Annotated in this window: 23 protein-coding genes and 1 tRNA gene; 16 read left to right on the top strand and 8 right to left on the bottom strand. The window is 65.2% G+C overall.

Features of this window, described 5'->3' with window-relative positions; translation table 11 throughout:
• The first annotated feature begins 94 nt into the window (after positions 1–94).
• From CPCC7001_RS13420 to CPCC7001_RS13400, 5 genes are all read left to right on the top strand, one after another.
• Positions 95–167, top strand: a tRNA-Ala gene (locus CPCC7001_RS13420).
• 196 nt (positions 168–363) lie between these two features.
• The gene (locus CPCC7001_RS13415) at positions 364–1,557 is read left to right on the top strand and encodes a hypothetical protein (RefSeq protein WP_050757153.1); all 1,194 of its coding nucleotides are present in this window, start codon (positions 364–366) and stop codon (positions 1,555–1,557) included.
• 181 nt (positions 1,558–1,738) lie between these two features.
• Complete coding sequence (locus CPCC7001_RS13410; protein WP_006910938.1) at positions 1,739–2,464, top strand: MauE/DoxX family redox-associated membrane protein; 726 nt, start codon at positions 1,739–1,741, stop codon at positions 2,462–2,464.
• A gap of 251 nt (positions 2,465–2,715) precedes the next feature.
• Positions 2,716–3,096 carry a DUF411 domain-containing protein gene (locus CPCC7001_RS13405; RefSeq protein WP_006909339.1) on the top strand — a complete coding sequence of 127 codons (381 nt, stop codon included), beginning with the start codon at positions 2,716–2,718 and terminating at the stop codon, positions 3,094–3,096.
• A 4-nt stretch (positions 3,097–3,100) separates the two neighbouring features.
• Positions 3,101–4,660, top strand: coding sequence for a multicopper oxidase family protein (locus tag CPCC7001_RS13400; RefSeq protein WP_006910310.1), 1,560 nt, complete (start codon positions 3,101–3,103; stop codon positions 4,658–4,660).
• A 6-nt stretch (positions 4,661–4,666) separates the two neighbouring features.
• Here CPCC7001_RS13400 and CPCC7001_RS13395 read toward each other — a convergent pair whose 3' ends face one another.
• Together CPCC7001_RS13395 and CPCC7001_RS13390 are read right to left on the bottom strand one after the other, a co-directional pair.
• On the bottom strand, positions 4,667–5,095 hold the full coding sequence (locus CPCC7001_RS13395) for a cupredoxin domain-containing protein (RefSeq protein ID WP_006909547.1): 429 nt from the start codon (positions 5,093–5,095) through the stop codon (positions 4,667–4,669).
• Positions 5,092–7,269: a copper-translocating P-type ATPase gene (locus CPCC7001_RS13390; RefSeq protein WP_006910974.1), complete on the bottom strand. Its 2,178-nt coding sequence runs from the start codon at positions 7,267–7,269 to the stop codon at positions 5,092–5,094. Before CPCC7001_RS13390 ends, CPCC7001_RS13395 begins: the two co-directional genes overlap by 4 nt.
• Positions 7,270–7,416: 147 nt before the next feature.
• Between CPCC7001_RS13390 and CPCC7001_RS13385 the strand changes: the two genes are divergently transcribed.
• A complete protein-coding gene (locus CPCC7001_RS13385; RefSeq protein ID WP_006911192.1) occupies positions 7,417–9,039 on the top strand; it encodes a tetratricopeptide repeat protein in 1,623 nt (540 codons plus the stop codon).
• 362 nt (positions 9,040–9,401) lie between these two features.
• Here the strand turns inward: CPCC7001_RS13385 and CPCC7001_RS13380 are convergent, their stop codons facing one another.
• Positions 9,402–9,809: a MerR family DNA-binding transcriptional regulator gene (locus CPCC7001_RS13380; RefSeq protein ID WP_006911815.1), complete on the bottom strand. Its 408-nt coding sequence runs from the start codon at positions 9,807–9,809 to the stop codon at positions 9,402–9,404.
• A 56-nt stretch (positions 9,810–9,865) separates the two neighbouring features.
• Here CPCC7001_RS13380 and CPCC7001_RS13375 point away from each other — a divergent pair, with 56 nt between their 5' ends.
• Genes CPCC7001_RS13375 through CPCC7001_RS13365 form a run of 3 tightly spaced genes read left to right on the top strand, consistent with a single transcriptional unit; the run spans position 9,866 to position 11,091 of the window.
• On the top strand, positions 9,866–10,582 hold the full coding sequence (locus tag CPCC7001_RS13375; RefSeq protein ID WP_006910758.1) for a DUF305 domain-containing protein: 717 nt from the start codon (positions 9,866–9,868) through the stop codon (positions 10,580–10,582).
• Between the two features lie 6 nt (positions 10,583–10,588).
• Positions 10,589–10,810, top strand: coding sequence for a DUF3721 domain-containing protein (locus CPCC7001_RS13370; protein ID WP_043369164.1), 222 nt, complete (start codon positions 10,589–10,591; stop codon positions 10,808–10,810).
• Positions 10,807–11,091 carry a hypothetical protein gene (locus tag CPCC7001_RS13365; protein WP_006911594.1) on the top strand — a complete coding sequence of 95 codons (285 nt, stop codon included), beginning with the start codon at positions 10,807–10,809 and terminating at the stop codon, positions 11,089–11,091. The genes CPCC7001_RS13370 and CPCC7001_RS13365 overlap by 4 nt, the downstream gene beginning before the upstream one ends.
• Positions 11,092–11,157: 66 nt before the next feature.
• On the opposite strand, the gene CPCC7001_RS13360 is transcribed toward CPCC7001_RS13365, so the two are convergent.
• The 3 genes from CPCC7001_RS13360 to CPCC7001_RS15400 all read right to left on the bottom strand — a co-directional run bounded on the left by CPCC7001_RS13360 (position 11,158) and on the right by CPCC7001_RS15400 (position 13,575).
• The gene (locus CPCC7001_RS13360) at positions 11,158–11,577 is read right to left on the bottom strand and encodes a type II toxin-antitoxin system VapC family toxin (protein ID WP_006911319.1); all 420 of its coding nucleotides are present in this window, start codon (positions 11,575–11,577) and stop codon (positions 11,158–11,160) included.
• The gene (locus tag CPCC7001_RS13355; protein WP_006909294.1) at positions 11,564–11,797 is read right to left on the bottom strand and encodes a hypothetical protein; all 234 of its coding nucleotides are present in this window, start codon (positions 11,795–11,797) and stop codon (positions 11,564–11,566) included. The genes CPCC7001_RS13360 and CPCC7001_RS13355 overlap by 14 nt, the downstream gene beginning before the upstream one ends.
• Positions 11,798–12,771: 974 nt before the next feature.
• Positions 12,772–13,575 (bottom strand): hypothetical protein, encoded by an 804-nt coding sequence (locus CPCC7001_RS15400; RefSeq protein WP_156796801.1) that lies wholly within the window; start codon positions 13,573–13,575, stop codon positions 12,772–12,774.
• Positions 13,576–13,908: 333 nt separating this feature from the next.
• On the opposite strand from CPCC7001_RS15400, the gene CPCC7001_RS13345 reads away from it, so the two are divergent.
• The 6 genes from CPCC7001_RS13345 to CPCC7001_RS13320 all read left to right on the top strand — a co-directional run bounded on the left by CPCC7001_RS13345 (position 13,909) and on the right by CPCC7001_RS13320 (position 22,313).
• Positions 13,909–14,466 carry a hypothetical protein gene (locus CPCC7001_RS13345; RefSeq protein ID WP_156796800.1) on the top strand — a complete coding sequence of 186 codons (558 nt, stop codon included), beginning with the start codon at positions 13,909–13,911 and terminating at the stop codon, positions 14,464–14,466.
• 267 nt (positions 14,467–14,733) lie between these two features.
• Positions 14,734–18,093 carry a type I restriction-modification system endonuclease gene (hsdR, locus tag CPCC7001_RS13340; RefSeq protein ID WP_006909284.1) on the top strand — a complete coding sequence of 1,120 codons (3,360 nt, stop codon included), beginning with the start codon at positions 14,734–14,736 and terminating at the stop codon, positions 18,091–18,093.
• 2 nt (positions 18,094–18,095) lie between these two features.
• The gene (locus CPCC7001_RS13335) at positions 18,096–18,287 is read left to right on the top strand and encodes a hypothetical protein (RefSeq protein WP_043369158.1); all 192 of its coding nucleotides are present in this window, start codon (positions 18,096–18,098) and stop codon (positions 18,285–18,287) included.
• A complete protein-coding gene (locus CPCC7001_RS13330; RefSeq protein WP_006909847.1) occupies positions 18,287–19,750 on the top strand; it encodes an N-6 DNA methylase in 1,464 nt (487 codons plus the stop codon). Before CPCC7001_RS13335 ends, CPCC7001_RS13330 begins: the two co-directional genes overlap by 1 nt.
• Positions 19,750–21,390, top strand: coding sequence for a restriction endonuclease subunit S (locus tag CPCC7001_RS15395; RefSeq protein ID WP_156796799.1), 1,641 nt, complete (start codon positions 19,750–19,752; stop codon positions 21,388–21,390). Before CPCC7001_RS13330 ends, CPCC7001_RS15395 begins: the two co-directional genes overlap by 1 nt.
• Positions 21,387–22,313 (top strand): restriction endonuclease, encoded by a 927-nt coding sequence (locus tag CPCC7001_RS13320; protein WP_006909716.1) that lies wholly within the window; start codon positions 21,387–21,389, stop codon positions 22,311–22,313. Before CPCC7001_RS15395 ends, CPCC7001_RS13320 begins: the two co-directional genes overlap by 4 nt.
• Before the next feature lie 153 nt (positions 22,314–22,466).
• Here the strand turns inward: CPCC7001_RS13320 and CPCC7001_RS15390 are convergent, their stop codons facing one another.
• On the bottom strand, positions 22,467–22,658 hold the full coding sequence (locus CPCC7001_RS15390; protein WP_006910620.1) for a hypothetical protein: 192 nt from the start codon (positions 22,656–22,658) through the stop codon (positions 22,467–22,469).
• A gap of 821 nt (positions 22,659–23,479) precedes the next feature.
• Between CPCC7001_RS15390 and CPCC7001_RS13315 the strand changes: the two genes are divergently transcribed.
• Positions 23,480–23,788 carry a hypothetical protein gene (locus CPCC7001_RS13315; RefSeq protein WP_006909307.1) on the top strand — a complete coding sequence of 103 codons (309 nt, stop codon included), beginning with the start codon at positions 23,480–23,482 and terminating at the stop codon, positions 23,786–23,788.
• Positions 23,789–23,907: 119 nt separating this feature from the next.
• Here the strand turns inward: CPCC7001_RS13315 and CPCC7001_RS13310 are convergent, their stop codons facing one another.
• Positions 23,908–24,555: a hypothetical protein gene (locus CPCC7001_RS13310; RefSeq protein WP_006909861.1), complete on the bottom strand. Its 648-nt coding sequence runs from the start codon at positions 24,553–24,555 to the stop codon at positions 23,908–23,910.
• Positions 24,556–24,666: the final 111 nt, after the last annotated feature.

The raw sequence follows: 24,666 nt of genomic DNA, 5'->3' as shown, positions 1-24,666 counted from the left end.
GGGCCCGTGACGTTGTAAGCTCATCCAGCGCCAGGCAAGGCCCAACGGCCAACTGGATGAACGGCCAGCGTTCATTCCGCCGAGCGTTCACAACGGGGCCATAGCTCAGCTGGTAGAGCACCTGCATGGCATGCAGGGGGTCAGGAGTTCGAGTCTCCTTGGCTCCACTTGAAAGTCCTTGCGCTGCAAGGCATTTCATTCCAAGGGTGTCAGCACTGCTGCCGCTTACACCTCCTTGCAGCCTCAATTCTGCGCACCTTTCTGCGCACCTCCCCTTAGCGTTGGGGGATGCCTGCCTCGTCTCCACCCTGGGTCAAGGACCTTCGGCGCCAGCTGAAGCGGAACCATGGCTTCGGGTGGAGTGTGCGTGAAATCCGCGGCGAGGTGCAGCTCACCCGTCGCTGGGAAGACGGCAGCCGCTCCTCAGTGATGCTGGGGATCCTCTGGAACTCAGCCTGCGGGCTGGACGTGCTGAACACCGTGGCGGCCATCCGGGAGCGGGTGGAGGCCGAGAACCTCTCACTCCAGGAGGCTCATGAACTGGTGCGCAGCCATCAGAGCCATCTGGATGGGCCTGCCATGCGCGGCAGCATCAACTGGGAAGCAATTGTGGAGGCCTACCTGGCCAGCAAGGCAGACCTGCGGCCAACCACCTTGCGGGATCTGCGCTGCCGGCTGAATCGGCTACTGAGCAGCCTGCGCAAGCAGCCGATGCCCAGGAGCGGGCCAGAGCTGATGCGCCGCTACGCAGCCGAGCATTTCGATCATTGCCCACCCGGAGGGCAGGGGCGAAAGCGTCAGCTGCTGGATGTGGCGGCCTTCCTGCGGTTCGCCGTGCAGCGCCATGGCGTTCCCTCGCGCTGGAACCCACTGGGGGCGGAAGGCATGGCCGAACTGGTGGGAACCTCAGACCGCCACGCGGGAGATGCGCTCACACCCCCCATCAAGCCCGAGCAGCTCGCCCGACTGCTGGATGAGCTGGCCGAGGCTGGGAACAACGAGCTGCTCCTCGCCGTTGGGTTGGTGAGCCTCTACGGCCTCAGGCCTGCCGAACTCGCCGTCCTTCGCGTGAACGATGGCCGGCTGTACGTGGGGCAGGTGAAACGCAACCAGCGCACCCTCAACCAGCGACATCCCCCTCGGCTTGTGCTTGCGTTACCCCTGACGGGAAGGGAAGCAGAGGCCGAGCAGTTCCTGGAGGATTACTCCACTGGGGCGATCTCCCTGCCCAGAGCAATCCGCAGCGCCATCGCCAGTGGCTCCTACAAGGCCGTCGGGGATGCCTTCCGCCAGCTGCTGGACCGCAACCCCACCTGGCAACGCCTGGCGGCGGAGACCCCAGGGCTCACCCCCTACTCCCTGAGGCATGGGTATGCCTGGCGAGCTCACAAGGGCTATGAACGGCCCTTGAGCGTGCGGGACGCCGCAGCCTTGATGGGGCATTCACCAGCCACCCATCACAGGCACTACGGCCGCTGGACCGATGAGGCAGGGCTCCTGGATGCGGTCCATTCCCTCACCGGGAGGGTTGCCGCAGCCGCGGCAAATGCCGCCTGATCGGCATCCATCGCAGGCAACAAGGCGGAGTCCAACACCAGCATCTGGGCGTGCTTCACCCCATGAAGAACCGTCCTTCGACACGCCCGGCATGGGAAGCGGCGGCCCCGCGTCCGAACTCTTGACTCTCCATCAACTAGAGACTCCAGAGTTGAGGTGAACCCCCCTTGCCCCGATCGCCATGGCCACCCCCTCCCTCCATCACGTGCGCCTCTGCCGCATGGATCTGCCCGACCACGCCTGCCCCTGGGGCTTGAAGGCGCTGCGGCTGCTGGAAGAGCACCACATCCCCTTCGAAGACCATCCCCTCCACAGCACCGAGGAAGTGGACGCCTTCAAGGCGGCCCAAGGCGTCGCCACCACCCCCCAGGTGTTCGCAGGGGCCGAGCGCATCGGCGGCTACACCGACCTGGCCGTGCGGCTGGGGACGCGGCCGGAATCGGCGGAGTTCTCCTACGTGCCGGTGATCGCCGTGTTCGCCACCGCGGCCCTGATAGATCTCGCTCTGGCCGGGGGCATCTCCGGGTTCATGGGCATTGCAATCTGTCTGCTGGCGATGCTCAAGCTGATGGATGTGGCGGCCTTCGCCGCCAGCTTCCGCAAGTACGACCTGCTCACCCAGCGCTGGGGTGCCTGGGGCCGCCTCTATCCCGGCGTGGAACTGCTGGTGGGCCTCGGCATCCTGCTGCAGCCTGAGATTCCGGCGGCAGCGCGGTTGATTGGCGCCACGGCCCTGCTGCTGGGGGCCATGGGCATGGTGTCGGTGGGCAAGGCCGTGTTCATCGACAAGCTGGCACTCAACTGCGCCTGTGTGGGCGGCAACGCCAAGGTGCCGCTCGGCGTGGTGAGCTTCTCCGAAAACCTGATGATGGCGCTGATGGGGTTGGCGATGCTGCTGGTGGGCTGACGCCAGGCGCTTGACCCTCCCCCTGCTGGAGCCTTTACGGTGAGATCAGCCCCCGCGATCCACCCATGGGCCTCACACCACAGGATCAGCAGCCGACACCCCAGCGCGGAAGCTGGCTCAGGGCCCGCTCCGCCATCGCTCTCGTGGCTGTGCTGGCCTCACTCGGAACGGCGGGAACCCTTTGGCACAGTCACCGTGCCCCGGGTGCAGCCGGGGCCAAGGCAGAAACCACAGCCCCTCCGCAGCCCAGCGTGCTGCCCGCGCTCAACGCCTACCGCTCAGCCAGCTGCGGCTGCTGCAAAGCCTGGCTCGATCACGTCAAGGCCGCAGGCTTCCCGGTGGTGGACCATGTCGTCGCCGACATCGAGACGGTCAAGGTGCGCCATGGCGTGCCCGGCGAGCTGGCCTCCTGCCACACCGCAACGGTGGCTGGTTACGTGATCGAGGGCCATGTGCCGGCCGTTGCCATCCAGAGGCTGCTGAGGGAAGGACCGGCCGTGGCCGGCATCGCCGTGCCTGGGATGCCGTTGGGTTCACCCGGCATGGAATCCGGCCGGCTCCGGGAGGCCTACACCGTCGTGGCCTTCACGGCCTCCGGTGAGAGAAGCCCCTTCCAGCACTTCGGAGCCTGAAGCGATGACTGCACCTCGGCTGGGCCGGCGAGCTTTTCTCGCCCTGGCAGCCGGGGCTGGCGCCGCCGCGGCCGGCGCAGCCCTGCTCGGCCGCCGCCTCGGTCCGGCTGGGCCGAATCCTCTCTATGCCTCCACCTCGGCCCGCCTGCGCTCCGGTGCCGGCTTGCTGGAGCTCGATCTCACCGCCGCCGAAACCGCCATCGCGATCCCTGGCGGGCCGGCCAAGGCCCTCACTTACAACGGCCTGCTGCCCGGCCCGTTGCTGGAGCTGGAGCCGGGGGATGCCGTGCGCCTGCGCCTGCACAACCGCCTCGATCAGCCCACCAACCTGCACTACCACGGCCTGCACATCCCGCCCGGCGGCGCGGCCGACAACGTCTTTCTGAGCGTCCCGCCAGGATCCAGCCAGACCTACGACTTCCGCCTGCCGGCCAACCATCCGGCCGGCACCTTCTACTACCACCCCCACCGCCACGGCACGGTGGCCGATCAGGTGTTCGGCGGGCTGGGCGGCGTACTGATCGTGCGCGGCGCCCTCGACCGGATCCCCGAGGTGGCCGCGGCCCGGGAGCAGGTGCTGTTCCTCAAAGACCTGCCTGCCGGCGGCGGCAATCCGCTGGGCATCGGGATGGGGATTGGGATGGGAGGGATGATGCTGGGCCGGGAAGGGGCGGTGCTCACCGTCAACGGCCAGTTGAACCCGGAGCTGCTGGTATCGGCCGGCGGCCTGTTGCGGCTGCGGATCATCAACGGCTCCAACGCCCGCTTCTGGCGGCTTGCCCTGGAAGAACATCCCTTCCATTTGATCGCCACCGACGGCGGCGCCCTCGAGGCGCCGGTGGAGCTCCAGGAGCTGCTGCTGGCCCCCGGCGAACGCGCCGAGGTGCTGGTGCAGGCCAACCGCGCCGATGGCCGCTACCGGTTGCTGAACCTGCCCTACGCCCGCGCGACGGGTGGAATGATGGGTGGCATGGGCCCCGGCCGCGGCATGGGCATGGGTCCGCGCGGTGGCATGGGCATGGGCCGTGGTCCCGGAGCCAGGTTTGGTCCGGGATCCGGGTTTGGTCCGGGATCAGGCCTGGAGCCGCAGGGTCAGGTTTCGATCGCCACCCTCGCCTACGCCGGATCGGTCACCCCCATGCCCCTGCCGCAGCGACTCCTGCCGGTGGTACCCCTGCCGGAGCCGGTACTCACCCGCCGCTTCACGCTGAACCACGGCATGGCCCCCGGCATGGGGATGGCGTTCCTGATCAACGGCCGCCCCTACGACCACCACCGCACCGACACCCGCGTGCGACTGGGGGACACCGAGGACTGGGAGGTGACCAACACCGGCGTGATGGATCACCCCTTCCATGTGCACGTCAATCCCTTCCAGGTGATCAGCCGGGATGGCCGCCCCGAGCCCTTCCGCGCCTGGAGGGATGTGGTGGTGGTCAGGCCCGGGGAGACGGTGCGGATCCGCACCCGCTTCACCGACTTCCCCGGCCGCACCGTGTACCACTGCCACATCTTCGACCACGAGGAGCTGGGGATGATGGGCAACCTGCAGATCGAGGCCTGACCCGGTTCAGTTGTTCACCACCTCCAGTTCGCCGCGCACCATCGCCATGCCGCAGTGGAACGGGTAGCGGCCCGGGGCCAGGGGCGGCAGATCAAGGCTCACCTCAGCGTCGAGCGGCAGATCGAGGCTGCGCTGGAGGTCGGGCACCACCACCTTGGCCACGCAGGCACTGGGATCCAGGCGGTGGAACACCAGACGCACCGGTTGCCCCGCCCGCAGCCGCACCCGCGCGGGCGAGTAGCCCCCCTGCACCGTGATCCGAACCGTCTGCATGCCGCTCTCCGCCGCCGCAGAGGCCGCTTCACCGTGGCGGCCGAGGAACCACCACAGTTCCAGGGCGATCAGCCCCACGCCCCCAAGTGCTACCAGGACCTTCACGACGAGGGGCTGGGCGATCGTGCGCCAGGCCGGATCGGCCATCTCCATCGGGGTCATCGGGCCGCAGGCAGGGGACGGGGCTGGAAGCGGCGCAGCCGCAGGGCATTGCTCACCACCGACAAGGAACTGAACGCCATCGCCGCCCCGGCCAGCATGGGGTTGAGCAGCCAGCCGGTGAACGGGAACAGCAGCCCCGCAGCGATGGGAATGCCCGCCACGTTGTAGGCGAAGGCAAAGACGAGGTTCTGGCGGATGTTGGCCAGGGTGGCGCGGCTCAGCTCGATCGCCGCCACCACCCCCGCCAGCCGGGCGGCCAGCAGGGTCACGTCACTGGCGGCGATCGCCACGTCGGTGCCGGTGCCGATCGCGAAGCCCACGTCGGCCTGGGCCAGGGCGGGGGCGTCGTTGATGCCGTCCCCAACCATCCCCACCAGGCCATCCCTGCGCTCCTGCAGCTCGCGGATCAAGGCGGCCTTGTCGGCGGGCTTCACTTCGGCGATCACTCGCTCGATGCCCACCTGGGCGGCGATGGCCTCGGCGGTGCGGCGGGCATCGCCGGTGAGCATCACCACCGCCAGCCCCAGACGCCTGAGGGCGGCCACGGCGGCGGCGGCCTCCTGCCGCGGCGGATCAGCGATCCCCAGCAGCGCCTCAGGCCGCCCGTTCACCTCCACCACCACGGTGCTGCAGGCCCGTGCCTCCAGCTCAGCGGCGAGGCGCGCCAGATCGCTGCTGGTGCCGTCCTCCGCGCGGGCAGTGTCAGGGGCGGGCTCCTCAGCGAGCCAGCGCGGCGTGCCGATTCGCACCTGGCGCCCCTGCACCCGGGCTCGCACCCCCCGGCCGGCGACGGCCTCAAAGTCTTCGACCGGCAGCATCGCCAGATCCGGGTGCTGCTGGCGCACGTAAGTCACCACTGCTTCGGCGAGGGGGTGCTCGGAACGCTCCTCCACGGCAGCAACAATCGCGAAGAGGCTGGCTGCATCCAAAAGCCCCCCGCCAAGTCGCTGCACATCGGTGACCTCCGGGCGGCCTCGGGTGAGCGTTCCGGTCTTGTCGAGCACGAGCGTGCGCAGACCCGCCGCTGTTTCAAGCGCTTCGGCACTGCGGAAGATCAGGCCGTTGTCCGCTCCCTTGCCGGAGGCCACCATGATCGAGGTGGGCGTGGCCAGGCCGAGGGCGCAGGGGCAGGCAATCACCAGCACGCTCACCAGGAACAGCGTGGAGAGCAGGGCATTGCCGCTCACCAGGAACCACGCCACGAAGGAGCCGATGGCGATCGCGATCACCGCCGGCACGAACCAGGCCGTCACCTGATCGGCAAGGCGCTGCACACGGGTGCGGGAGCTCTGGGCCTGCCGCACCAGCTCCACGATCTGGGCCAGCAGCGTGTCGCCGCCCACCCGCGTGACCCGGAACGCGAAGCTGCCGCTGCGGTTCAGGGAGCCTCCCACCACGGCATCGCCGGGCTGCTTGCGCACCGGTGTTGCTTCACCGGTGAGTAGGGCCTCCTCCACCCAGGACCCACCCTCGACCACATCGCCATCGAGCGGCACCGTCTCGCCTGGACGCACCAGCACCAGCTCGCCCCGTCCGATCTGGGAGACCGGCAGCTCCACCACCACCTCGCCCCGCTGCACCCGGGCGGTGGGGGGTTGCAGCTGCAGCAGCCGGCGGATCGCCTCGGAGGTCTGGCCGCGGGCGCGGGCCTCCAGAAACTGGCCCAGCAGCACCAGGGTGAGGATCACCGCGGCTGTCTCGAAGTAGAGGTCGGCCGGCAGACCCTGCGCCCGCAGCCACCCTGGTGCCACCGTGGCCGGCAGGGAGGCGAGCCAGGCGATGCCCACACCGGTGGCGACCAGCGTGTTCATGTCGGCTCGGTGGCGCAGGAAAGCCTGCCAGGCGCCATGGAAGATCGGCCCGCCGCTGCCGGCCAGCACCAGGGTGGCCAGGATCAACTGGCTCCAGGCGCCGGTGAACCAGCCCGGCAGCCAGCTCAGGTGCAGTCCCAGCATGTGCGGCAGGCTCGCCAGCACCAGCAGGGCGGTCAGCAGCACGGCGCGGCGCAGCTGGCGGCGCAGGCCACTGAGCTCGCGCGCCAGCTCTCGGTCGATCGCCGACGCGTCAGCAGAGGCTGCGCCTGACGGTGACGTGTCATGGCCGCCATCCGTCGCTGCGTCGCCCGTGCCGGTGGAGCAGCAGGTGGGCTGTGCAGCGGAATCAGGGAAGGCCATCCGGAGAGGCAGCTTATGAACTGCAAGCTAGGTGCGCTTTCTCACCAGGTTGGTCAGCAGAGCGCAGGCCTCCGCCCTTGGAAGCGTTGCCCCTTTCTGCAGCCATGGCTACAGGAAGGGGAAGGACTGACGCTGTGGAGAGACGACATGAATCGATTGCCGCTGACCTGTCTGGCCGGCCTGCTCTGCGGCGGCTTGCTGCAACCCCTGCCCGCCGCGGCGGAAACAGGCAACGATCCCTACGGCGAAAAGCTGGGAACCGTGCAGTGGCCCACGTCCTGTACCTCCGCGGTGCAGCCTCAGCTTGAGCGGGGCTTGGCGTTGCTGCACCACATGACCTATCGCGGCGCTCGTGCAACGTTCGAGGCCGTCGCTATGCAGGAGCCGGACTGCGCCATGGCCTACTGGGGGCAGTCGATGACGCACATCCATCCACTCTGGTCGGATCCGCCCAGCGAGGAGAGCTTCCAGCAGGGCCTCAGCCTGGCGGAGAAAGCTGCGATGCAAACCGACCTGACGGAGCGCGAGGAAGCCATGGTGGCGGCCCTTCAGCGCTACTGGGCGGTGGGGAGAGGCAAGGATGAGAGTACGAATCTGGAGGCGTTCGCCGACGGCTGGGAACAGGCCTTAAAACAGTTTCCGGGCGATCCAGAGATCCGCAGTTTCACGGCCCTGGCGGTGCTGGCCACAGCAGATCCCGGCGATAAGAGCTATCGGGTGCAGAAGCAAGCTGCAGCTATCGCGGCGCCGGTGCTGACGCAGGTGCCTGACCACCCAGGTGCACATCACTACATCATCCACGCCCATGACCTGCCCACCTTGGCGGGGGATGCCCTGGAGACGGCCCGCAGCTACGGAGACATTGCGCCCAACGTGCCGCATGCGCTCCACATGCCCTCCCACATCTTCACCAGGCTGGGGTTGTGGGAGGAATCGGTGGAAATGAACATGCGCTCAGCCGAGGCAGCGCTGCAGCACCCGGCGGGAGATGCCGTGTCGCTGCACTATCTGCACGCTCTCGACTACCTGGCCTACGCCTACCTGCAGCAGGGCAATCCTGAGGCCGCCGCGGAAGTGGCTGCAGTGATGGAAGGCCTCGAGGAACCTCTGCAAACCCATCTGGCCTCTGGCTACACCCTGGCCGCAGTGCCCGCACGAATTGCACTGGAGCAACAACGCTGGCAGGAGGCGGCCGATGTGGCGGTCGGGAGTCCGGAGCGTTTCCCATGGCAGAAGTTTCCTGCCATGGAGGCGATCAGCCACTTCAGCCGCTCCCTCGGCGCCTCCCGCAGCGGCCAGTACGACCGCGCCGCAGCGGAACTGCAACGGCTGGTGCAACTCGAGGCGGCAGCCAAGGAGGCCTCACCCTATTGGGGGAAGCAGGTGGCGGTCATGCAGCAATCCGCCCGGGCCTGGTTGCTGTTCAGCCAGGGAGATGAGGAAGGGGCATTAGCGGCGATGAAGGCGGCGGCAGCACTGGAGGCTTCCACCGAGAAACATGCGGTGACACCTGGAGAAGTGCTGCCGGCGCAGGAACTGCTGGGGGACATGCTCATGGAGCTGGACAGGCCCGCAGAGGCTTACCAGGCCTACGCGGCCGTTCTGGACAGAAGCCCAAGACGTCTGAACAGCCTTTACGGAGCCGGACGCTCAGCAGAAGCGCAGGGGAACAAGGCGCTGGCGCGCATCCATTACACAGATCTTGTGACCATGGTGGACAGCAACTCCAGCTCACCGCGTATCGAGCATGCCAGGTCATTTCTCCAATAAGAGTAGAGGCCTGCGGGCTTAGAAAGCCGCGAAAAGACTACAGTTCCCATCTTGATTAATTCCCACACAACCTCTTGGAAAACTGATTCTGGAACTTCCTTCCATGGATCAAAGGTGCAAGGGCGCCACATTACCTGCTCTACATGAAAAGCCCATCAGTCGTAGCTGAAAAGATGTGACTGAAGAATAAATCGATAGGCAGTTCCTGAATAAGCACCTAGTCGTCGGCACCCCGACCCTGGCGACCTCACACCCGCTTGTCAGCCAGAACAACCTGGTGGCACTACACAGCAGGGAACGGCTGCCCACTGCCTCCACGACCATCAACAGTGGTCAGGGATGCAGGGTCCCAATGATCCGGCTCAGGCCTTGGCGAGCTCAGGCCTGCGGCCACCACAGGCCTCCCAGTGCCTCAGCATGCCGCTGAGTTCAGCCTCCAGCTCCTGGAGATCAGCGATCCGCTGCTGGATCTCGCTGGCCTTGTGCCGCAGTGTGGCCTGCAGGTTGTCACAGGTGCAGATGCCGGACCGCCGCGCCTCCAGCACGGAACCGACCGTTTCGAGGGGAATGTCCATGGCCCTCAATGTGCGGATCAAGGACAGGTCCCGGTAGACGGACTCGTCAAACAGCCGGTAACGGCCTTCGGTGCGGGAGACCGGGCGCAGCAGTCCCTGGTCGCTGTAAAAGCGGATCGTCTTGACCGACACGCCGGAACGCTTCGCGACCACACCGATCTGCTGACCGGCCGCCGCCTCAGGCACCACCGCCACCCTTGACTCTCCACTGAGGGGAGACCCGATCCTAGAGGTGTTGCGTCCTGTCTCCCATGCATCGGCTGTCCGCCATCGCTGCCGCGCTGACGCTGCTGGCCCCTGGTCAGGCCTTGGCCCAGACCCACTCCCCCATGCCCGGCATGGACCACGGGGATCATGGTGGGCATGGCGCCCCGGCCCCTGCTGCTGATGGCCCCGCAGCCCACGGCAGCCATCGTCATGACGTCGGCCCCGCCGGCGCCACCTATGACCTGCGCTTCCTGGACGGGATGGTGCAGCACCACATCGGCGCCCTGCGCATGAGCGAGTTCGTCTTCGACGTCGGCGCTCCCGGCGTGGGCGCCCTGGCCAAAGACATCTGGCGCGACCAGGCCCAGGAGATCAGGGCCATGGGCCAGTGGCGCAAGGCCTGGTATCCCGAGGCCCCGGTGTATCCCGTGGTGCTGCCCCCGGGGGGCAACCCCGACGCCATGGAGGCTCTGGTGCGCATGAGCACCGCCGAGAAGCTGGCCATGCAGATGATGACCACCATCCCCACGCGGGACACGCGGGTGGTGTGGTTTCTCGAAAGCATGATCCAGCACCACGGCGGCGCCCTGGAGATGGCCCACGACGCCCTGGACAAATCCACAAACCCCACCATCAGGAGGCTCGCGCGCCAGATCATCGTGGCCCAGCGTCAGGAGATCATCCAGTTGCGGCGCATGCTGCAGAGCGATGGATTCAACAAGCCGGAGTACTACCGGTTTGACCCGCTGTTCCGGTTCTGAGGCAGCATGAATCCCTCCCCGATCCGCCTCTTGGCCGCGGCCACCTGCCTCCTGGCAACCCTCGCGCCGGCTGCCACCACCGCCCACAGCAAGGGGCTTTACAAGACCAAGGCCGAGGCGCAGCAGCGAGCCCGCGAGCTCGGCTGCAGCGGCACCCACCAGAACAACGGCTCCTGGATGCCCTGCAGCAATGAGGCCCACCTGCATCAGGAGTTGCGCAAGCAATGAATCCTCGGCAGCTCCCCCTCCACCGCCACGGCCGCCGGCTGCACCGCTGGGTGGTGCCGATCGCCGCAGCGCCCCTGCTGGTCACCGCCCTCACCGGCTCGCTCTACAGCCTGCTGCTGGAGTGGAATGTGGATGCCTTCTGGCTGCTCAAGATCCACACGGGGCGGTTCGGGCCCGTCAACCTCCAGCCCGTCTACCCGGTGCTGCTGGGCGCACTCACACTGACCGCCATCGGCTCCGGGGTGATGCTGCTGTGGCCACGCTCACCTCGCCAGGGCTGAGCATCGCCACGCGTCGCCCTCCTCACGCCGTGGGGATCTCCCGAGGATCGAAGCTCTGACAGAGCATCAGCGCCAGAATGGATTGAGCAATGGAACGCCACTGGAGGCGAAATCCGCTGTTTTGCGGGTGACCACCGTGAGTCCATGCAGCAGGGCGATCGCCGCGATCTGCTTATCCAGTGCATGCTCAGGATGGGGAGCCTGAAGCCGGCCCCAGAGCTGAGCCGCCTCCCCATCCAACGGCAGCACCCGGTGCCCATAGTCCTGGAGGAGCTGCACCAGCCAGGCCTCCAAGGCACCAGCCTGGTCTTGATCACCGCGGTAGCGGATCAGATCAACACCCCGCCGCAGCTCACCAATGGTGATCGTCGAAAGGAACAGGGGGAGATCCTGCTGGCTGGCTTCCGAGAAGAAGGCCTGCACACCCGGGTTGGCCCGCCGGCCTTTGCGGGCTTCGCTGATCACATTCGTGTCAATCAAATACATCGGCGCTGCCGCCCTCCAGATGCCGGGCGAAATCGGCATCGCAACCCACATCGGGCATGGCGGCCAGCAGATCCGCCAGCTTGCGCCGTGGCGGGCTCAGTAAAGCGTCCGCCAGAATGGCGCGGTGCTCGGCCTCGGCACTGCGGCCATGGGCGCCGGCGCGCTTCTTGAGAGCCAGCACCACGGCTTCATCAACGCCGCGCACCAGAAGATCGGCCATACCCCCTTCCAGGCTGCTAGCAACGCTAGCGCTGGCATCAAGGCCCATCCGGCGTGTCACCCAGGTTTTTCCAGGGATTCAGCAGCTTGCGACCAAGGGCATGGTCTGACGGGGGCTGTCCCCCGGAGCGATGGCCCCAGGGGACAGCAGCAAGGGCCTCAGGAACGCCGGGCGCGCGCCAGCCGACCGCAATGGATCAACGCCTCGCGGATTTCACGCACATTGAAGGTGTAGGGGCAGCCTTGATGGGCCATTCACCAGCCACCCATCACAGGCACTACGGCCGCTGGACCGATGAGGCAGGGCTCCTGGATGCGGTCCATTCCCTCACCGGGAGGGTTCCCGCAGTCGCGGCAGATGCCGCCTGACCGGCGTCCATCGCAGGCACCAAGGCGGAGTCCAACACCAGCATCTGGGCGTGCTTCACCCCATGAAGAACCATCCTGGGGGCTTCCAGGGGATGGCAGCTCAGGCATCTGGAAAAAACGTCCATACCCTCGTCCCATAGCTTGCTCAAGCAGCCCATGCGCGCCCAACGCTCCTCCTCGTCACAGCTGTCCGATCAGTGGTTGCCGACTGGACAGGCAGCCCGGGCAGTGGGCTGCAGCACCCACACGTTGAAGCGGTATGCCTACCGCGATGAATTCCTGGTCGAAGGCACGCACTGGCGTCGGGGGCCGTATGTCAACAGCCCGCTGGTCTGGAACATCCCGAAGTGCCTGGAGGCCATTAGCCGGCAAGGGCGCTGCCGTTGATGGTCTGACCTACGGGCAGGACGAGGCCCATCTATCCCCAGATCGATGGGAACTGACAATGCTTGGGAATCGATCGACAATCAGACACCGACTCTGGCACGTAGATCTCATGAATAACACAACATTTCAATTGAGAGCTATGCGCAGAGTTCAAACGCGCCATGACTCATCCATGACCCCAGCCAGCCCAAGCTGGTTTTCGGAGTCACAACATACCGACTAGCTGTGATACGGCAATCTCAGACTCCTTTCATTCTTTGCGATTGTTTCAACCATGGCCAACGCCGGCGGAAAAAAGATCCGATAGTCCTCATTCGTAGGCCGTTTCCACGGTTGTAGTTTGCCACGCTTGACCAACCCCTCAATCTGTTGCAGGTCGTTGAGCGTCCTATTCGCCAGCACTCGAATTTCACTGCGACGTCCAGTAAACTCACTCATGCGCTGATTCAGCGTTGTGGCCGAAGTAGATTGAGTTTGCTGGCGTGAAGCGCAAAGGCAAAGAACACCGGCGGCCGGCAGGGCAACTGCCATTCCGCCAATTGACAAGGCCAACGGCAAGCCAGCCACCAGAAGCGAGGCGCCGGCTATTGCCATGAGACCGTTGGCCTGCTGCTCGATGTGCTTGGCATGACCAATCGCATTGCTGAGCTCACGAATGTGAGTCACCTCGCCTGTCAATGCATCAAATTGTTGACGCAAAGATCGGGCCGACTGATCAGCCCTGAAAACACGCTCCGCAAGACGCCGAGATGTTTGCTCGTCAAACTCGAGAAGGTCCCAGACCTTCCAGTCAGGATACTTAGGATTCAAGTATGGATAAACCTCGCACAAGATCGTATCACCGACGCCGTACCGGTCAAGGCTCGCGGCAATCGCACTGTCATCCCAGTACGCCACCTCACGAGCGATTCTGTGATCAGTGAGAATTGTCAGCACCGTGTACCAGCCATGATCGCGCTTACACGTGATCTTCCCCGCCATCAGAACTGCATTATCCATTGCCCTCTGCAGATCTGCGTCCATGCCTGAGGACGCAACAAGTTCATGTGACATGGCTCGCTGAATACCGGAAATTCTCTGAATCTCCAGGACAGAATTGGGCTGCCTGGCTGCTTCTACAGACGACATAGCAAGCCTTTAGAGAGCACATGCCAAAATTTCCACTTCTTTTAATCAAGAAGATAGGTTGCGGAAAGTCCACCTGGGAAAGCCCTCAATCCCCGCCCTGCAACAGCTAGGCATAGATCGATGTCCTGCAAGCAAGACTGTCATGAAGGACCAGGCATGCGGTGGCCTGGGGGGCAGCACCACTGCCGCACAGATTGACAGCAGCTCCACACTTACCTCGTCGCAATCATGACCCAGCCCAATACACAAGAATCCCTTCCGGAAGGAGTGCAACGCCTCTTCACTGTTGCCACGCAGATGCTCGGCGACCCCGCAGAGAGGCTCCGGCAGCAGTTCCTAAATGGCCATCCAAAGCTGATGGTGATTTACGAGAGAGGAGCATATACCAGCGAAGAGACTGTATCAGACGAAACACAGAGCTCTTTTGCAGGACTGAGCCTCTTCCAACAAGATGATCCTGGCTTTTTCCTGCCGCCGGATACACTGCGTTTTCAGCATGAAATGAATTGGTGGCAGGAGGTTCCATTCTGGCTGCTCACCATGGATGACAACTTTGTCCTGGCCCACGGCTTGTACTACCCATTGTTCAACGCATTTAGCCTGGCGCACTACCAGCCCTTCGGTGACCAGAGAAGTGTGGAAGTCTATGTCAGTGACAGCCGGGGAAGTGATGGCAAGATTCTGGACAGGACTCCCATTCTGCGCATCCTTGGTGAGCGCCAACGCCTGAAACGGATGGGTCTGCACAGCGCCTCGGCGCAGAGCTCGCGACCCACCTACGGTTGATCACCAACAGGTGGCAGCCCCTCCTTGCCAGAACCTGGACTTGCTCGTAGGGGTGACTGCAGTTGGCGACAGCTGACCAGACAGGTGATCATGTGCTGACTAAGCAGCTGCCCTGAACGTGGCTCTGGGATTGAGTCGCCGCATCCAGCCCGTGCTGTCTCTCTCGCCAGTTGGTGGATCGCACCAGGCCGTCAACAGTCTTAAACGGTACCAATCCCCTCCCACCTACCAGCTCAAGGCAGAGGCCCGGGGGAGTGTTCTGATTCCATGAGCACCAACTTCCTCCACCTCCGCCCCTACGACGAACAGCTGTTCCGACTGGGCGTGCTGGCCGAGCGCTACTTCCCGGAGGATCCCAACACCTGTCTGATCAAGCTCAGGCAGCTGGGGGAGCGGCTGGCCCAGGAAGTGGCCTCCCGCTTTGGCGTCTACGGCGGCCTCGAGGAAACCCAGCAGGCCCTGATCCGGCGCCTGCAGCTCGACGGCCAGATCGAGCGGGACGTAGCGGATCTGTTCCACAACCTGCGCCGCAGCGGCAACCGCGCCGCCCACGACCTGGCCGGGGACCATGCCATGGCCCTCTCCAACCTCAAGATCGCCTGGCAGCTGGGGCTGTGGTTCCACCGCACTTTCGGGGATCCGGCGTTCCGCAGCGGCCCATTCCGCCCGCCCCAGGCTCCGCTGGATGAAAGCGAGGCCCTGCGGCAGGAGCTAGCGGCTTTGCAGGCCGCCGTGACGGCGTTTCAGGCCGACGACGCCGCCCAGGCCCAGCAGCTCAAGGCCATGGAGGAGCAGCTGCAGGCGGCGCTGGCGGAACAGCAGCAGTGGGAGCAGCTGGCCGAGCAGGTGGAGGCCGACAAGGCGGCCCTGGCGGAGCGGCTGCAGGAGCTGCAGAACGCCGCCAGCCAGCAGACCCCGGCAGTGATGACCGGGCTGCGGCAGGCGGCCCAGCAGGCGGCCCAGGCCATCCATCTCGATGAGGCCGCCACCCGCCAGCTCATCGATGAACAGTTGCGCGCGGTGGGATGGGAAGCCGACACCCAGCAGCTGCGCTACAGCCAAGGCACCCGGCCCCAGAAGAACCGAAACCTCGCCATTGCCGAATGGCCCACCAGCAGCGGCCCCGCTGACTACGTGCTGTTCGCGGGGCTCACGCCCCTGGCAGCGGTGGAGGCCAAAGCCATCCACAAGAACGTGGCCGGGGTGCTGGCTCAGGCCGAGCGCTACTGCCGTGACCTCCAGCCGAGCGGGGATGCCGAGCTCAGCAGCGGCGGCTGGGGGCCGACGGGTGAGTTTCGTTTGCCCTTCGCCTTCTCCACCAACGGCCGGCCCTTCCTGCCGCAGCTGCGCACCGGCAGCGGCATCTGGTTCCGCGATCTGCGCCGGGCCCAGAACCTCGCCGGCCCCCTGGATGGCTGGTACTCCCCGGATGGACTCAGCCAGCTGGCGCGCCAGAACGCCGCCGAGGCCGATGCGCAGCTGCAACGGGAGCCCTTCACCTACGGCTTCGGGCTGCGGCCGTACCAGCGGCGGGCCATCCAGGCCGTGGAAGGGGCCATCGCCGCCGGACAGCGGGAGCTGCTGGTGGCCATGGCCACCGGCACCGGCAAGACCAAGACCTGCGTGGCCCTGATCTACCGCCTGCTTAAAACCGGCCGCTTCCGGCGGGTGCTGTTCCTGGTGGATCGCTCCGAACTGGGCAACCAGGCCGCCGATGCCTTCAAAGACACGCGGATGGAGAGCCTGCAGACCTTCGCCGACATCTTCGGGATCAAGGAACTGGGCGAGCGCGAGGCCGAATCCGACACCCGCGTGCACATCGCCACCGTGCAGGCGATGGTGCAGCGGGTGCTGCTGGGCGACGACGACACCAGGCCCACAGTGGACACCTACGACCTGATCGTGGTGGATGAATGCCACCGGGGCTATCTGCTCGATCGGGAGCTGAGCGATCGGGAGCTGCGCTTCCGCGACTTCAACGACTACGTGTCCAAGTACCGCCGCGTGCTGGAGCGCTTCGATGCGGTGAAGATCGGCCTCACCGCCACCCCGGCCCTGCATACCGTGGAGATCTTCGGGGAGCCGGTGTTCGTCTACAGCTACCGCGAGGCGGTCGTGGACGGCTATCTGGTGGACCACGAACCCGCCCAGCGCATCCACACCGAACTCTCCCGCGACGGCATCCACTGGCAGGCGGGGGAGCAGGTGCCGGTGCTGGATCCGCAGACGGGCCAGATGGCCCTGTTCCACACCCCCGATGCCCTCGATTTCGAGGTGGAGGCCTTCAACCGCCGGGTGCTCACCGAACCCTTCAACCGGGAGGTGTGCCGCGCCCTGGCGGATCAGCTCGATGTGCTCTCCCCCCACAAGACCCTGATCTTCTGCGCCAGCGATGCCCACGCCGACCTGGTGGTGGATCTCCTCAAGCAGGCACTGCAGGAGCGCTATGGCGACATCGACGACGACGTGGTAGCCAAGATCACGGGTGCCAGCGACCGCCCTCAGCAGCTGATCCGCCGCTACAAGAACGAAGCGCGCCCCAACGTGGCCGTCACGGTGGATCTGCTCAGCACCGGCGTGGATGTGCCGGCGATCAGCACGATCGTGTTCCTGCGGCGGATGAACAGCCGCATCCTCTACGACCAGATGGTCGGCCGGGCCACCCGGCTCTGCCCGGAGATCGGCAAGACCCTCTTCCGCATCTTCGATGCGGTGGGCATCTACGAGGCGCTGCAGGACTACACCGCGATGAAGCCGGTGGTGCAGAACCCCCAGATCCCCCTCAGCCAGCTGGTGCGCGAGCTGATCGAAACGCCCGGAGAAGGAGAGCGGGAGCTGGTGCGCGATCAGCTGATCGCCAGGCTGCGCCGCAAGCTGAGCGGGGCCACCGAGCAGGCCGAGGCCCACTTCCGCGAGCTCACGGGCGAGGAACCCGAGGCCTTCCTGGAGCGGCTGCGCACGCTGCCGATCACCGAAGCCTCGGGGTGGATCGGGCGGCTGCCGGGGCTGGGGGAGCTGCTGGATCAGAGCTGGAGCGGGCCGCCCCAGCCGGTGTTCGTGGCCGACCAGGAGGATCAGCTGCTGGGCGTGGAGCCGGCCTACGGCGAGGGCCAGCGGCCGCAGGACTACCTGGAGGGCTTCACCGCCTTCATCCGCGATGCCGGCAACGACCTGCCGGCCCTCACCACGGTGCTGCAGCGCCCCTGGGAACTCAGCCGCCAGGATCTGCGCGCCCTGAAGCTGGCCCTCGATGCCCGGGGCTACAGCGAAACCAGCCTGGCCGCGGCATGGCGGCACACCACCAACCAGGAGATGGCCGCCTCGATCATGGGCTACATCCGCCAGGCCGCCCTGGGCGATCCGCTGGTGCCCTACGCAGAGCGGGTGGAGCGCGCCCTGCAGCGGATCCTGGCCTCACGGAACTGGACCGCACCCCAGCGGCAGTGGCTGCAACGGATCGCCAACCAGACCAAGGCGATCACGATCGTGGACCGGGAGGCGATCGATGACGACGCCCTGCTGTTCCGCCGCGAGGGCGGCGGCTGGCCGCGGCTGAACAAGCTGTTCGGCGGCGAGCTGGAGCAGGTGCTGCAGCGCTTCAACGAAGCGGTGTGGGAGGCGGCCTGAGGATGGCCAAGCGCACTACGCTCACGAGCGATCAGCTGGATCTGATGCGCGCCAAGTGTTTTCGCAAGGGCCGCAGCCAGCCGGTGCGCCTGCCGGCCCAGGTCCGCAGCCACACCCTCAGCGAAGGCTGTGCACTGGGGACGCCTGATCGGGCCTTCTCCCAGGTGGAGGCCCTCAACGTGGAGAGCTGCTGATGGCGGGCCACACCACCGGCGACATCGTCGCCAAGCTCTGGAACCTCTGCAACGTCCTCAAGGACGACGGTGTCACGTACCACCAGTACGTGAGTGAGCTCACCTACCTGCTGTTCCTGAAGATGGCCAAGGAGACCGGCACGGAGGCCGGGATCCCGGAGGAGTGGCGCTGGGACGAGCTGGAGACGCGGCAGGGCCTCAAGCAGCTGGAGCACTACAAGCTGCTGCTGCTGGAGCTGGGCAGTTCGAGCAGCGGCAGCTCGGCGCTGGTGCAGGAGATCTTCGCCAACGCCAGCTCCTTCATCCGCAAGCCGGTGACCCTCAACAAGCTGGTGGAGGAGATCGACAAGCTCGATTGGTACAGCGCCCGCCAGGAAGGGCTGGGGGATCTGTACGAGGGCCTGCTGCAGAAGAACGCCGAGGAGAAGAAGTCCGGCGCCGGCCAGTACTTCACGCCGAGGCCTTTGATCGATGCGATGGTGGCCGTGATGCAGCCCCAGCTGGGGGATGTGATCCAGGATCCCGCGGCCGGCACGGGTGGCTTTCTGATCGCCGCCCAGCGCTGGATCCGCGAGCATCAGGACATCAGCGAGCTGGATGAGGCGCAGCAGCAGCGCTTCTACCAGCGCACGTTCTACGGCATGGAGCACGTGCAGGACACGCACCGCCTGGCGCTGATGAACCTGATGCTGCACGGCCTCGATTCGGTGAGCGGCGAAGGCGGCATCCGCTATGGCGACACGATGAGCAGCGACGGCGAGGGCCTACCGAAGGCGAGCCTGATCCTCACCAATCCACCCTTCGGCACCAAGAAGGGTGGCGGCCTGCCCGGCCGCAACGACTTCACCTTCCCCACCAGTAACAAGCAGTTCTGCTTTCTGCAGCACATCTACCGGGCCCTGGTGCCCGGCGGCCGGGCGGCGGTGGTGCTGCCCGACAACGTGCTGTTCGAGGGCAACGTGGGCAAGCAGATCCGGGCGGATCTGATGGACAAGTGCAACCTGCACACGATCCTGCGCCTGCCCACCGGCATCTTCTACGCCCAGGGCGTGAAGACCAACGTGCTCTTCTTCTCCCGCGGCACGAGCGCGAAGGGCAACACCAAGGCGGTGTGGGTGTATGACCTGCGGGCCAACATGCCGGCCTTTGGCAAGCGCACCCCCCTCACCCGCGAGCATTTCGCGGTGTTCGAGGAGGCTTACGGCTCTGATCCGCTCGGGTTGGCCCCTCGCACAGCAACCGGGCCCGAGGGCCGCTGGCAGTGCTTCTGCCGCGAGGAGATTGCCGAGAGGGGCGACAGCCTCGATCTGGCCTGGCTGAAGGACGACTCCGCTGAAGATGGCGCCGATCTGCCGGAGCCTGCAGTGCTGGCCCAGGAGGCGATGGTGGAGCTGGAAGGGGCGCTGGAGGATCTGCGGGCGATCCTGGCGGAGCTGGGGGAAGAAGTAGAGGAGTTGGTTTGATGGAGGAACGGGAGTTGCCGGTTGGGTGGGCAGTCGGCGCAATCTCAGAGATCTGTAGCAAAGTTGTCGACGGATCACACAATCCACCAAAAGCAAGCACTAGCGGCTTGCCAATGCTCAGTGCTAGAAATATTGAGAGACGGAATATATCCTATGAGGCCGATTACAGGCTTGTCAGCTTAGAAGATTTTGAAAGAGAGAATAGGAGGACTTGCATCGCCGCAGGAGATGTCCTGCTTACAATTGTTGGGGCAATTGGCAGGACAGCAGTTGTGCCCAAAGGGGCGGCTTCATTGACCCTTCAGAGAAGTGTGGCCGTGCTTAGGCCTGCAACAGGCATTGCAAGCGCCTTCCTGGCCTACGCACTTGAATCCCCTGAGGCTCAGCAATACATGCTGGATAACGCTAAGGGAACGGCACAGAAGGGTATTTACTTGAAGACCTTGAGTGCTATGTGTTTAGCCATAGCCCCAACAACTGAACAACTACGCATCACCGCCAAGCTCGACACCACTCTCGCTGCTGTCGATGCCTGCCGCCAGCGGCTCGATGGCGTGGCGGCGATCCTCAAGCGCTTTCGCCAGGCGGTGCTGGCGGCGGCGACCTCGGGGGAGTTGACGCGGGAGTGGAGGGAGGCGAGGGGGATAGAGAGCCTGCCAAGAAAGATCCCCCTAGGTGAAGTCATACATGAGATGCGGAATGGACTGTCTCCAAAGCCATCGCTTAATCCACCAGGCGTGAAAATACTAAGGATCGGGGCCGTAAGACCTGGCACCATTGACTGGACAGATCACAGATACCTCGAACTAAGCGACAAAGATCTCGCGGCTTTCAGGCTAGAAGCAGGAGATCTGATTTTCACCAGATACAATGGCACACTAGAGTTTGTTGGAGCCTGCGCGAATGCAACCAGTATCCCAGACGTTTATGTTTACCCAGACAAGTTGATCAGGGTGCGCTGCGACACCAGCAGAGCACTGCCTGCTTATGTAGAAATCTCATTTTCCTCTGTCGAGATTCGCGATCACATAGAAGGCTTAGTTAAATCATCGGCCGGGCAAAAAGGCATCTCAGGCACAGACCTGAAAAACATATTCTTTCCCTTGCCATCCATTGAAGAACAAATTGAAATTGTGCATCAAGTTCAGGCCCTATTCACACTCGCCGACCAACTGGAATCCCGCCTAAGCGCCGCCCGCAAGCTCGTCGATCGCCTCACGCCAGCGCTCCTGGCCAAGGCCTTCCGCGGCGCGCTGGTGCCCCAGGACCCCAACGACGAACCGGCCAGTGTGCTGCTGGAGCGGATCCGGGCAGCCCGGCAGGCGGAGGCCGCGGCGGGCAAAGCCTCGCGGCGCGGCCGGTGCAAGGCTGCAGCCAACCCGAATCAGCTCCCTCTGGCCGCCGCCCCTGTGCCCCCCGATCTGCTGAGCGGCCTGCTGCGTGAATGCGGTGCCCTCAGTGAACGGGCCCTGCTGGCCGCCTCAGAGCTGGATCCCGATCAGTTCCGTGTCCAGCTCATCCGAGAACAGGACGCAGGAGCGATCCGGCGGGCTGCCGATGGCGAGCGGGTGATGCTGGAAGCGACCACCTCCCGCTCCGACACTGCTTCATCCATGCGGTACCAGGCGACAGGGAAATGACCGACATTCCCAAGTTCCATCAGTTCTTGAGACCGCTGCTGGAGGTTCTCCATGAGCATGGCGAGCTTCCACGTCGAGCCGCCATCGACGCTGTTGTCGAGAAGACAGGGATTACCAAAGAGCAACTTGCGATCACGCAAGAAAGCAACGGCAAGAGCCTTGTTCGCGGAAGAATCGGCTGGGCGTCGTCCTATCTCCGTGTTGCCGGGGCGCTGACTGGGCCAAAGCGCGGATACTTTGCCCTGGGGCCGAATGCTTCAGCACTGCTGTCCCTGAATCGGCCCATCAAGGTGTCCGATCTCAAAGGATTCAAAGAGTGGCAAGACCACCATGCACAGAAGCAAGCCAAGCAGGAATCGGCATTGCAATCCAGCATTGCCGTCAACGCAGAAGACAGCACCCCGGAAGACCTGATTGACGCCGGCGTCAAGCTCATCAAGGAGCAGCTGGTTGCCGACCTGCTCGAGCAGATGAAGAAGATGGACCCCCATGGCTTTGAAGGCCTCGTCCTCGATCTCATGGCAGCCATGGGCTATGGCGGCGGCTCCAGACAAGCCATGCAGGGCGTGGGGCGAGGCCCCGACGGAGGCATCGATGGAAGGATCAACGAAGATCACCTGGGCCTCGACCAGGTCTACATGCAGGCGAAACGCTATTCAGAGCATTCAGTCTCCAGCGAGAAGGTCCAGGCTTTCGTCGGCGCCATGACCTCCAGCGGCTGCCGCAAGGGCGTGTTCGTGACCACCAGCCGCTTCACAGCCACGGCCATGCAATTCGCCAGGAACATCCCAGATCCGCGACTCATCCTGATCGACGGGGAACAGCTCGCGGATCTGATGATCCAGCATGGCGTGGGGATACAGACCAAGGAAGTGATCAAGATCTGCAAGATCGATGCCGACTACTTTGGCGACGAGGACTAAGGCCTAACCACTGTTCATTCCGGGATCCCATCCCCCCGATTAGATCTCCCCATTCGAGCTATCCGGATGTGCTCTCACGAGCTGTGTTCATAACACCTCTCCAACCTGCTGGGTGACTGTGGCGCCCTTTCCGAGCACGCCCTGTTGGCCGCCTCAGGGCTGGATCCCGATCAGTTCCGTATCCGGCTCCTTCTTGAGCGGGATGCAGGAGCGATCCGACAGGCCACCGATGGCGAGCGGCTGATGCTGGAAGCGACAACCTGAAGCCCCGGCCATCCCGCAATCGACCATTCCCCCTGCCAGTCTCAGGCAGCAGGGGCCGTTGAGGCCGCCCTCGTCAGCCATCAGAGCGCAATGAGCGCGGCCACGGCCTTTCAATCGGGACACCGGCAGCGCAGACGTGCAGACGATTCAACCCTGCGCCCCTGTCCCTGGAATCTCTTGATCGCAGGCGCTTCAGCACCAGTGTCACGGGAAGAGCCGTAACGGAAGCCCTGACCGCAACTCGCAGCCCGCCTGAAGCGTCGGCCCCGGATCCTCCTCATCTTCCAGTTGCATGTCGATGCTGCTGACTCAGCCCTCCCTACTCGGTGGCAGGGCTGCCCTCACGTGCGCGTGATCAGCGCCAGAAAATTTCGGAGGCCCACCCAATACCCCCTTGGGATCAGACCCCCTGGGAGAAAAGGCCTCCCCGGGGTAGGTGGCAGCAGTGAGAACTTCACCCCCAACCAGGTCATCCTCTCCATGCACGTGTGCAGACCTGGCGCGGGCTCCTCACCAAGCCTCAATCCTTGGCGACAGTGAACAGGCACAGCGTCGTCTGCGTGGTCCGGAACAGCAGCCGCAGTCCAGGCTCTGCTGCGGCCATCCAGCCCAGAAGCCAGGACAGCACTGGGTTGTTGTCGTCCTGCCCTGGCACCAGTCACGCCCCGGCGATGACAGGTGCCATTCGCGCCCTGGTGATCTGCCTGTCCTAAGGCTCCCCGCATAACAGGCGGCCAACCGGGGAGGATCCAACGCCTGGAACCTCCAATCTGGGATCTTCTGCCACTGGTCTTCCCGGGGGCGAGATCGGCACCACGGTGCTGCCACCCGTCTTCCCTCCACGACTGGCACGGGGATCTTCCCGGGGGAGATGGGTGCTGCGTCCACTCTTGGTGTTCCCCATGCAGAACCCCTCCGCCCTGATCCAGTCCCCGCCGGCCGTGCAACCCATGGCGGGCGATGGCAGTGCCGCCATCACCCCTGGATCGGATGCCAGCCAGCCGGGCCTGGCCGCCATCGCTGCTGCCGAATGCAACGGTGCCTATCGCACCTACGGGCCGGCGTACGTCGGCACCGGCATCGCCGGCGATCTCTCGCTCGAAGTCGGCTTCTCCACCGGCCGCGGCGATCAACAGCAGCGCTCCGGCATCGGCATCTACCTGCGCAGTGATCACATCGCGCATCGCTATGCCGCCAACCTGCTGATCTGATCGCTCGGCCACCTCCAGCTCCAGCGCATCGGCACCTCCTCCGGGGGTGCCTTTTCCCGTTCTGCCCCCAACCCCCACGGCGGTGCCGCGGGCAGCCAGGCCAAGGCTCCTTGATGCCGTCATGCCCATGGCATCCCCCCTGGAGCAGCAGGGGGTTGCTCCCCGGCTCGGGCCTGCGGCGCATCCTCATGCAGAGCCGCGGCCGCGGCCAGCAGCCCCGCCGCGGCCACTCCAGCCGCGCCGTAGGCCGCCAGCGGTGAACCCAACCCGTACTGGCGCACCAGCTCTCCCGTCGCCGTGCTCGCCCGCCGGGGTTGGCCCGCCAGCACCGCCTCGCGCAGCTGCCGCGTCCGCCTGGCGTCCACATCGCCCCGCTCCACCAGGCCGGGCCGGTACCTCCCCTGGGCCAGCAGCGTGGTCAGCTGCACCACCCTCTCCTCCCCCTGCAGGCCGGCGGCATCCATCACGGCACTGGCCCGGTCCAGCCGCGCCAGATCCACCGCCGGATCCACATGCTCCTGCAGCAGCCGCTGCATGCCGGCGGAGAGCACACCGCCGTGGGCGGCCAGATCGGCCTCCACCGCACGGGCCAGCCGCATCTGCGTGTCCCGTGATTGAGCGGCCTGCCCCAGCAGCAACCGTTCAGCCGGAGCGATCAATCCGTCCGTCACCGCATCGTTCCAGCTGTGCGTGAAGCGGTTGTTCGCCACCTGGGCCATCAGGGCGTTCCAGCCAGCTGGGTTGGCGGCGTGTCGTTGTCGTCCCATCACCTTCTTGGTGCTCCTGCAGGTGAGGGTATGGAGCCCAATTCGGGAACGTCCCAACCCCTCCCCGCACTCTTCCCGGGGGCTGTCTTGCACCGCCTTGACACCCCTTCC

Source organism: Cyanobium sp. PCC 7001 (assembly GCF_000155635.1).
Classification (GTDB): Bacteria; Cyanobacteriota; Cyanobacteriia; order PCC-6307; family Cyanobiaceae; genus NIES-981.
Note: the sequence above shows the minus strand (reverse complement) of the source record. Positions and strands in the feature narration are given on the sequence as shown.

What these genes read in the sequence shown, in the direction of transcription:
- CPCC7001_RS13410 (WP_006910938.1), top strand. Translation starts at nt 1,739, where the DNA reads ATGGCCACCCCCTCCCTCCATCACGTGCGCCTCTGCCGCATGGATCTG.
- CPCC7001_RS13400 (WP_006910310.1), top strand. Translation starts at nt 3,101, where the DNA reads ATGACTGCACCTCGGCTGGGCCGGCGAGCTTTTCTCGCCCTGGCAGCC.
- CPCC7001_RS13395 (WP_006909547.1), bottom strand. Translation starts at nt 5,095, where the DNA reads ATGACCCCGATGGAGATGGCCGATCCGGCCTGGCGCACGATCGCCCAG.
- CPCC7001_RS13390 (WP_006910974.1), bottom strand. Translation starts at nt 7,269, where the DNA reads ATGGCCTTCCCTGATTCCGCTGCACAGCCCACCTGCTGCTCCACCGGC.
- CPCC7001_RS13385 (WP_006911192.1), top strand. Translation starts at nt 7,417, where the DNA reads ATGAATCGATTGCCGCTGACCTGTCTGGCCGGCCTGCTCTGCGGCGGC.
- CPCC7001_RS13375 (WP_006910758.1), top strand. Translation starts at nt 9,866, where the DNA reads ATGCATCGGCTGTCCGCCATCGCTGCCGCGCTGACGCTGCTGGCCCCT.
- CPCC7001_RS13370 (WP_043369164.1), top strand. Translation starts at nt 10,589, where the DNA reads ATGAATCCCTCCCCGATCCGCCTCTTGGCCGCGGCCACCTGCCTCCTG.
- CPCC7001_RS13365 (WP_006911594.1), top strand. Translation starts at nt 10,807, where the DNA reads ATGAATCCTCGGCAGCTCCCCCTCCACCGCCACGGCCGCCGGCTGCAC.
- CPCC7001_RS13360 (WP_006911319.1), bottom strand. Translation starts at nt 11,577, where the DNA reads ATGTATTTGATTGACACGAATGTGATCAGCGAAGCCCGCAAAGGCCGG.
- CPCC7001_RS13355 (WP_006909294.1), bottom strand. Translation starts at nt 11,797, where the DNA reads ATGGCCGATCTTCTGGTGCGCGGCGTTGATGAAGCCGTGGTGCTGGCT.
- CPCC7001_RS15400 (WP_156796801.1), bottom strand. Translation starts at nt 13,575, where the DNA reads ATGGACGCAGATCTGCAGAGGGCAATGGATAATGCAGTTCTGATGGCG.
- CPCC7001_RS13345 (WP_156796800.1), top strand. Translation starts at nt 13,909, where the DNA reads ATGACCCAGCCCAATACACAAGAATCCCTTCCGGAAGGAGTGCAACGC.
- hsdR (WP_006909284.1), top strand. Translation starts at nt 14,734, where the DNA reads ATGAGCACCAACTTCCTCCACCTCCGCCCCTACGACGAACAGCTGTTC.
- CPCC7001_RS13335 (WP_043369158.1), top strand. Translation starts at nt 18,096, where the DNA reads ATGGCCAAGCGCACTACGCTCACGAGCGATCAGCTGGATCTGATGCGC.
- CPCC7001_RS13330 (WP_006909847.1), top strand. Translation starts at nt 18,287, where the DNA reads ATGGCGGGCCACACCACCGGCGACATCGTCGCCAAGCTCTGGAACCTC.
- CPCC7001_RS15395 (WP_156796799.1), top strand. Translation starts at nt 19,750, where the DNA reads ATGGAGGAACGGGAGTTGCCGGTTGGGTGGGCAGTCGGCGCAATCTCA.
- CPCC7001_RS13320 (WP_006909716.1), top strand. Translation starts at nt 21,387, where the DNA reads ATGACCGACATTCCCAAGTTCCATCAGTTCTTGAGACCGCTGCTGGAG.
- CPCC7001_RS15390 (WP_006910620.1), bottom strand. Translation starts at nt 22,658, where the DNA reads ATGGCTGACGAGGGCGGCCTCAACGGCCCCTGCTGCCTGAGACTGGCA.
- CPCC7001_RS13315 (WP_006909307.1), top strand. Translation starts at nt 23,480, where the DNA reads ATGCAGAACCCCTCCGCCCTGATCCAGTCCCCGCCGGCCGTGCAACCC.
- CPCC7001_RS13310 (WP_006909861.1), bottom strand. Translation starts at nt 24,555, where the DNA reads ATGGGACGACAACGACACGCCGCCAACCCAGCTGGCTGGAACGCCCTG.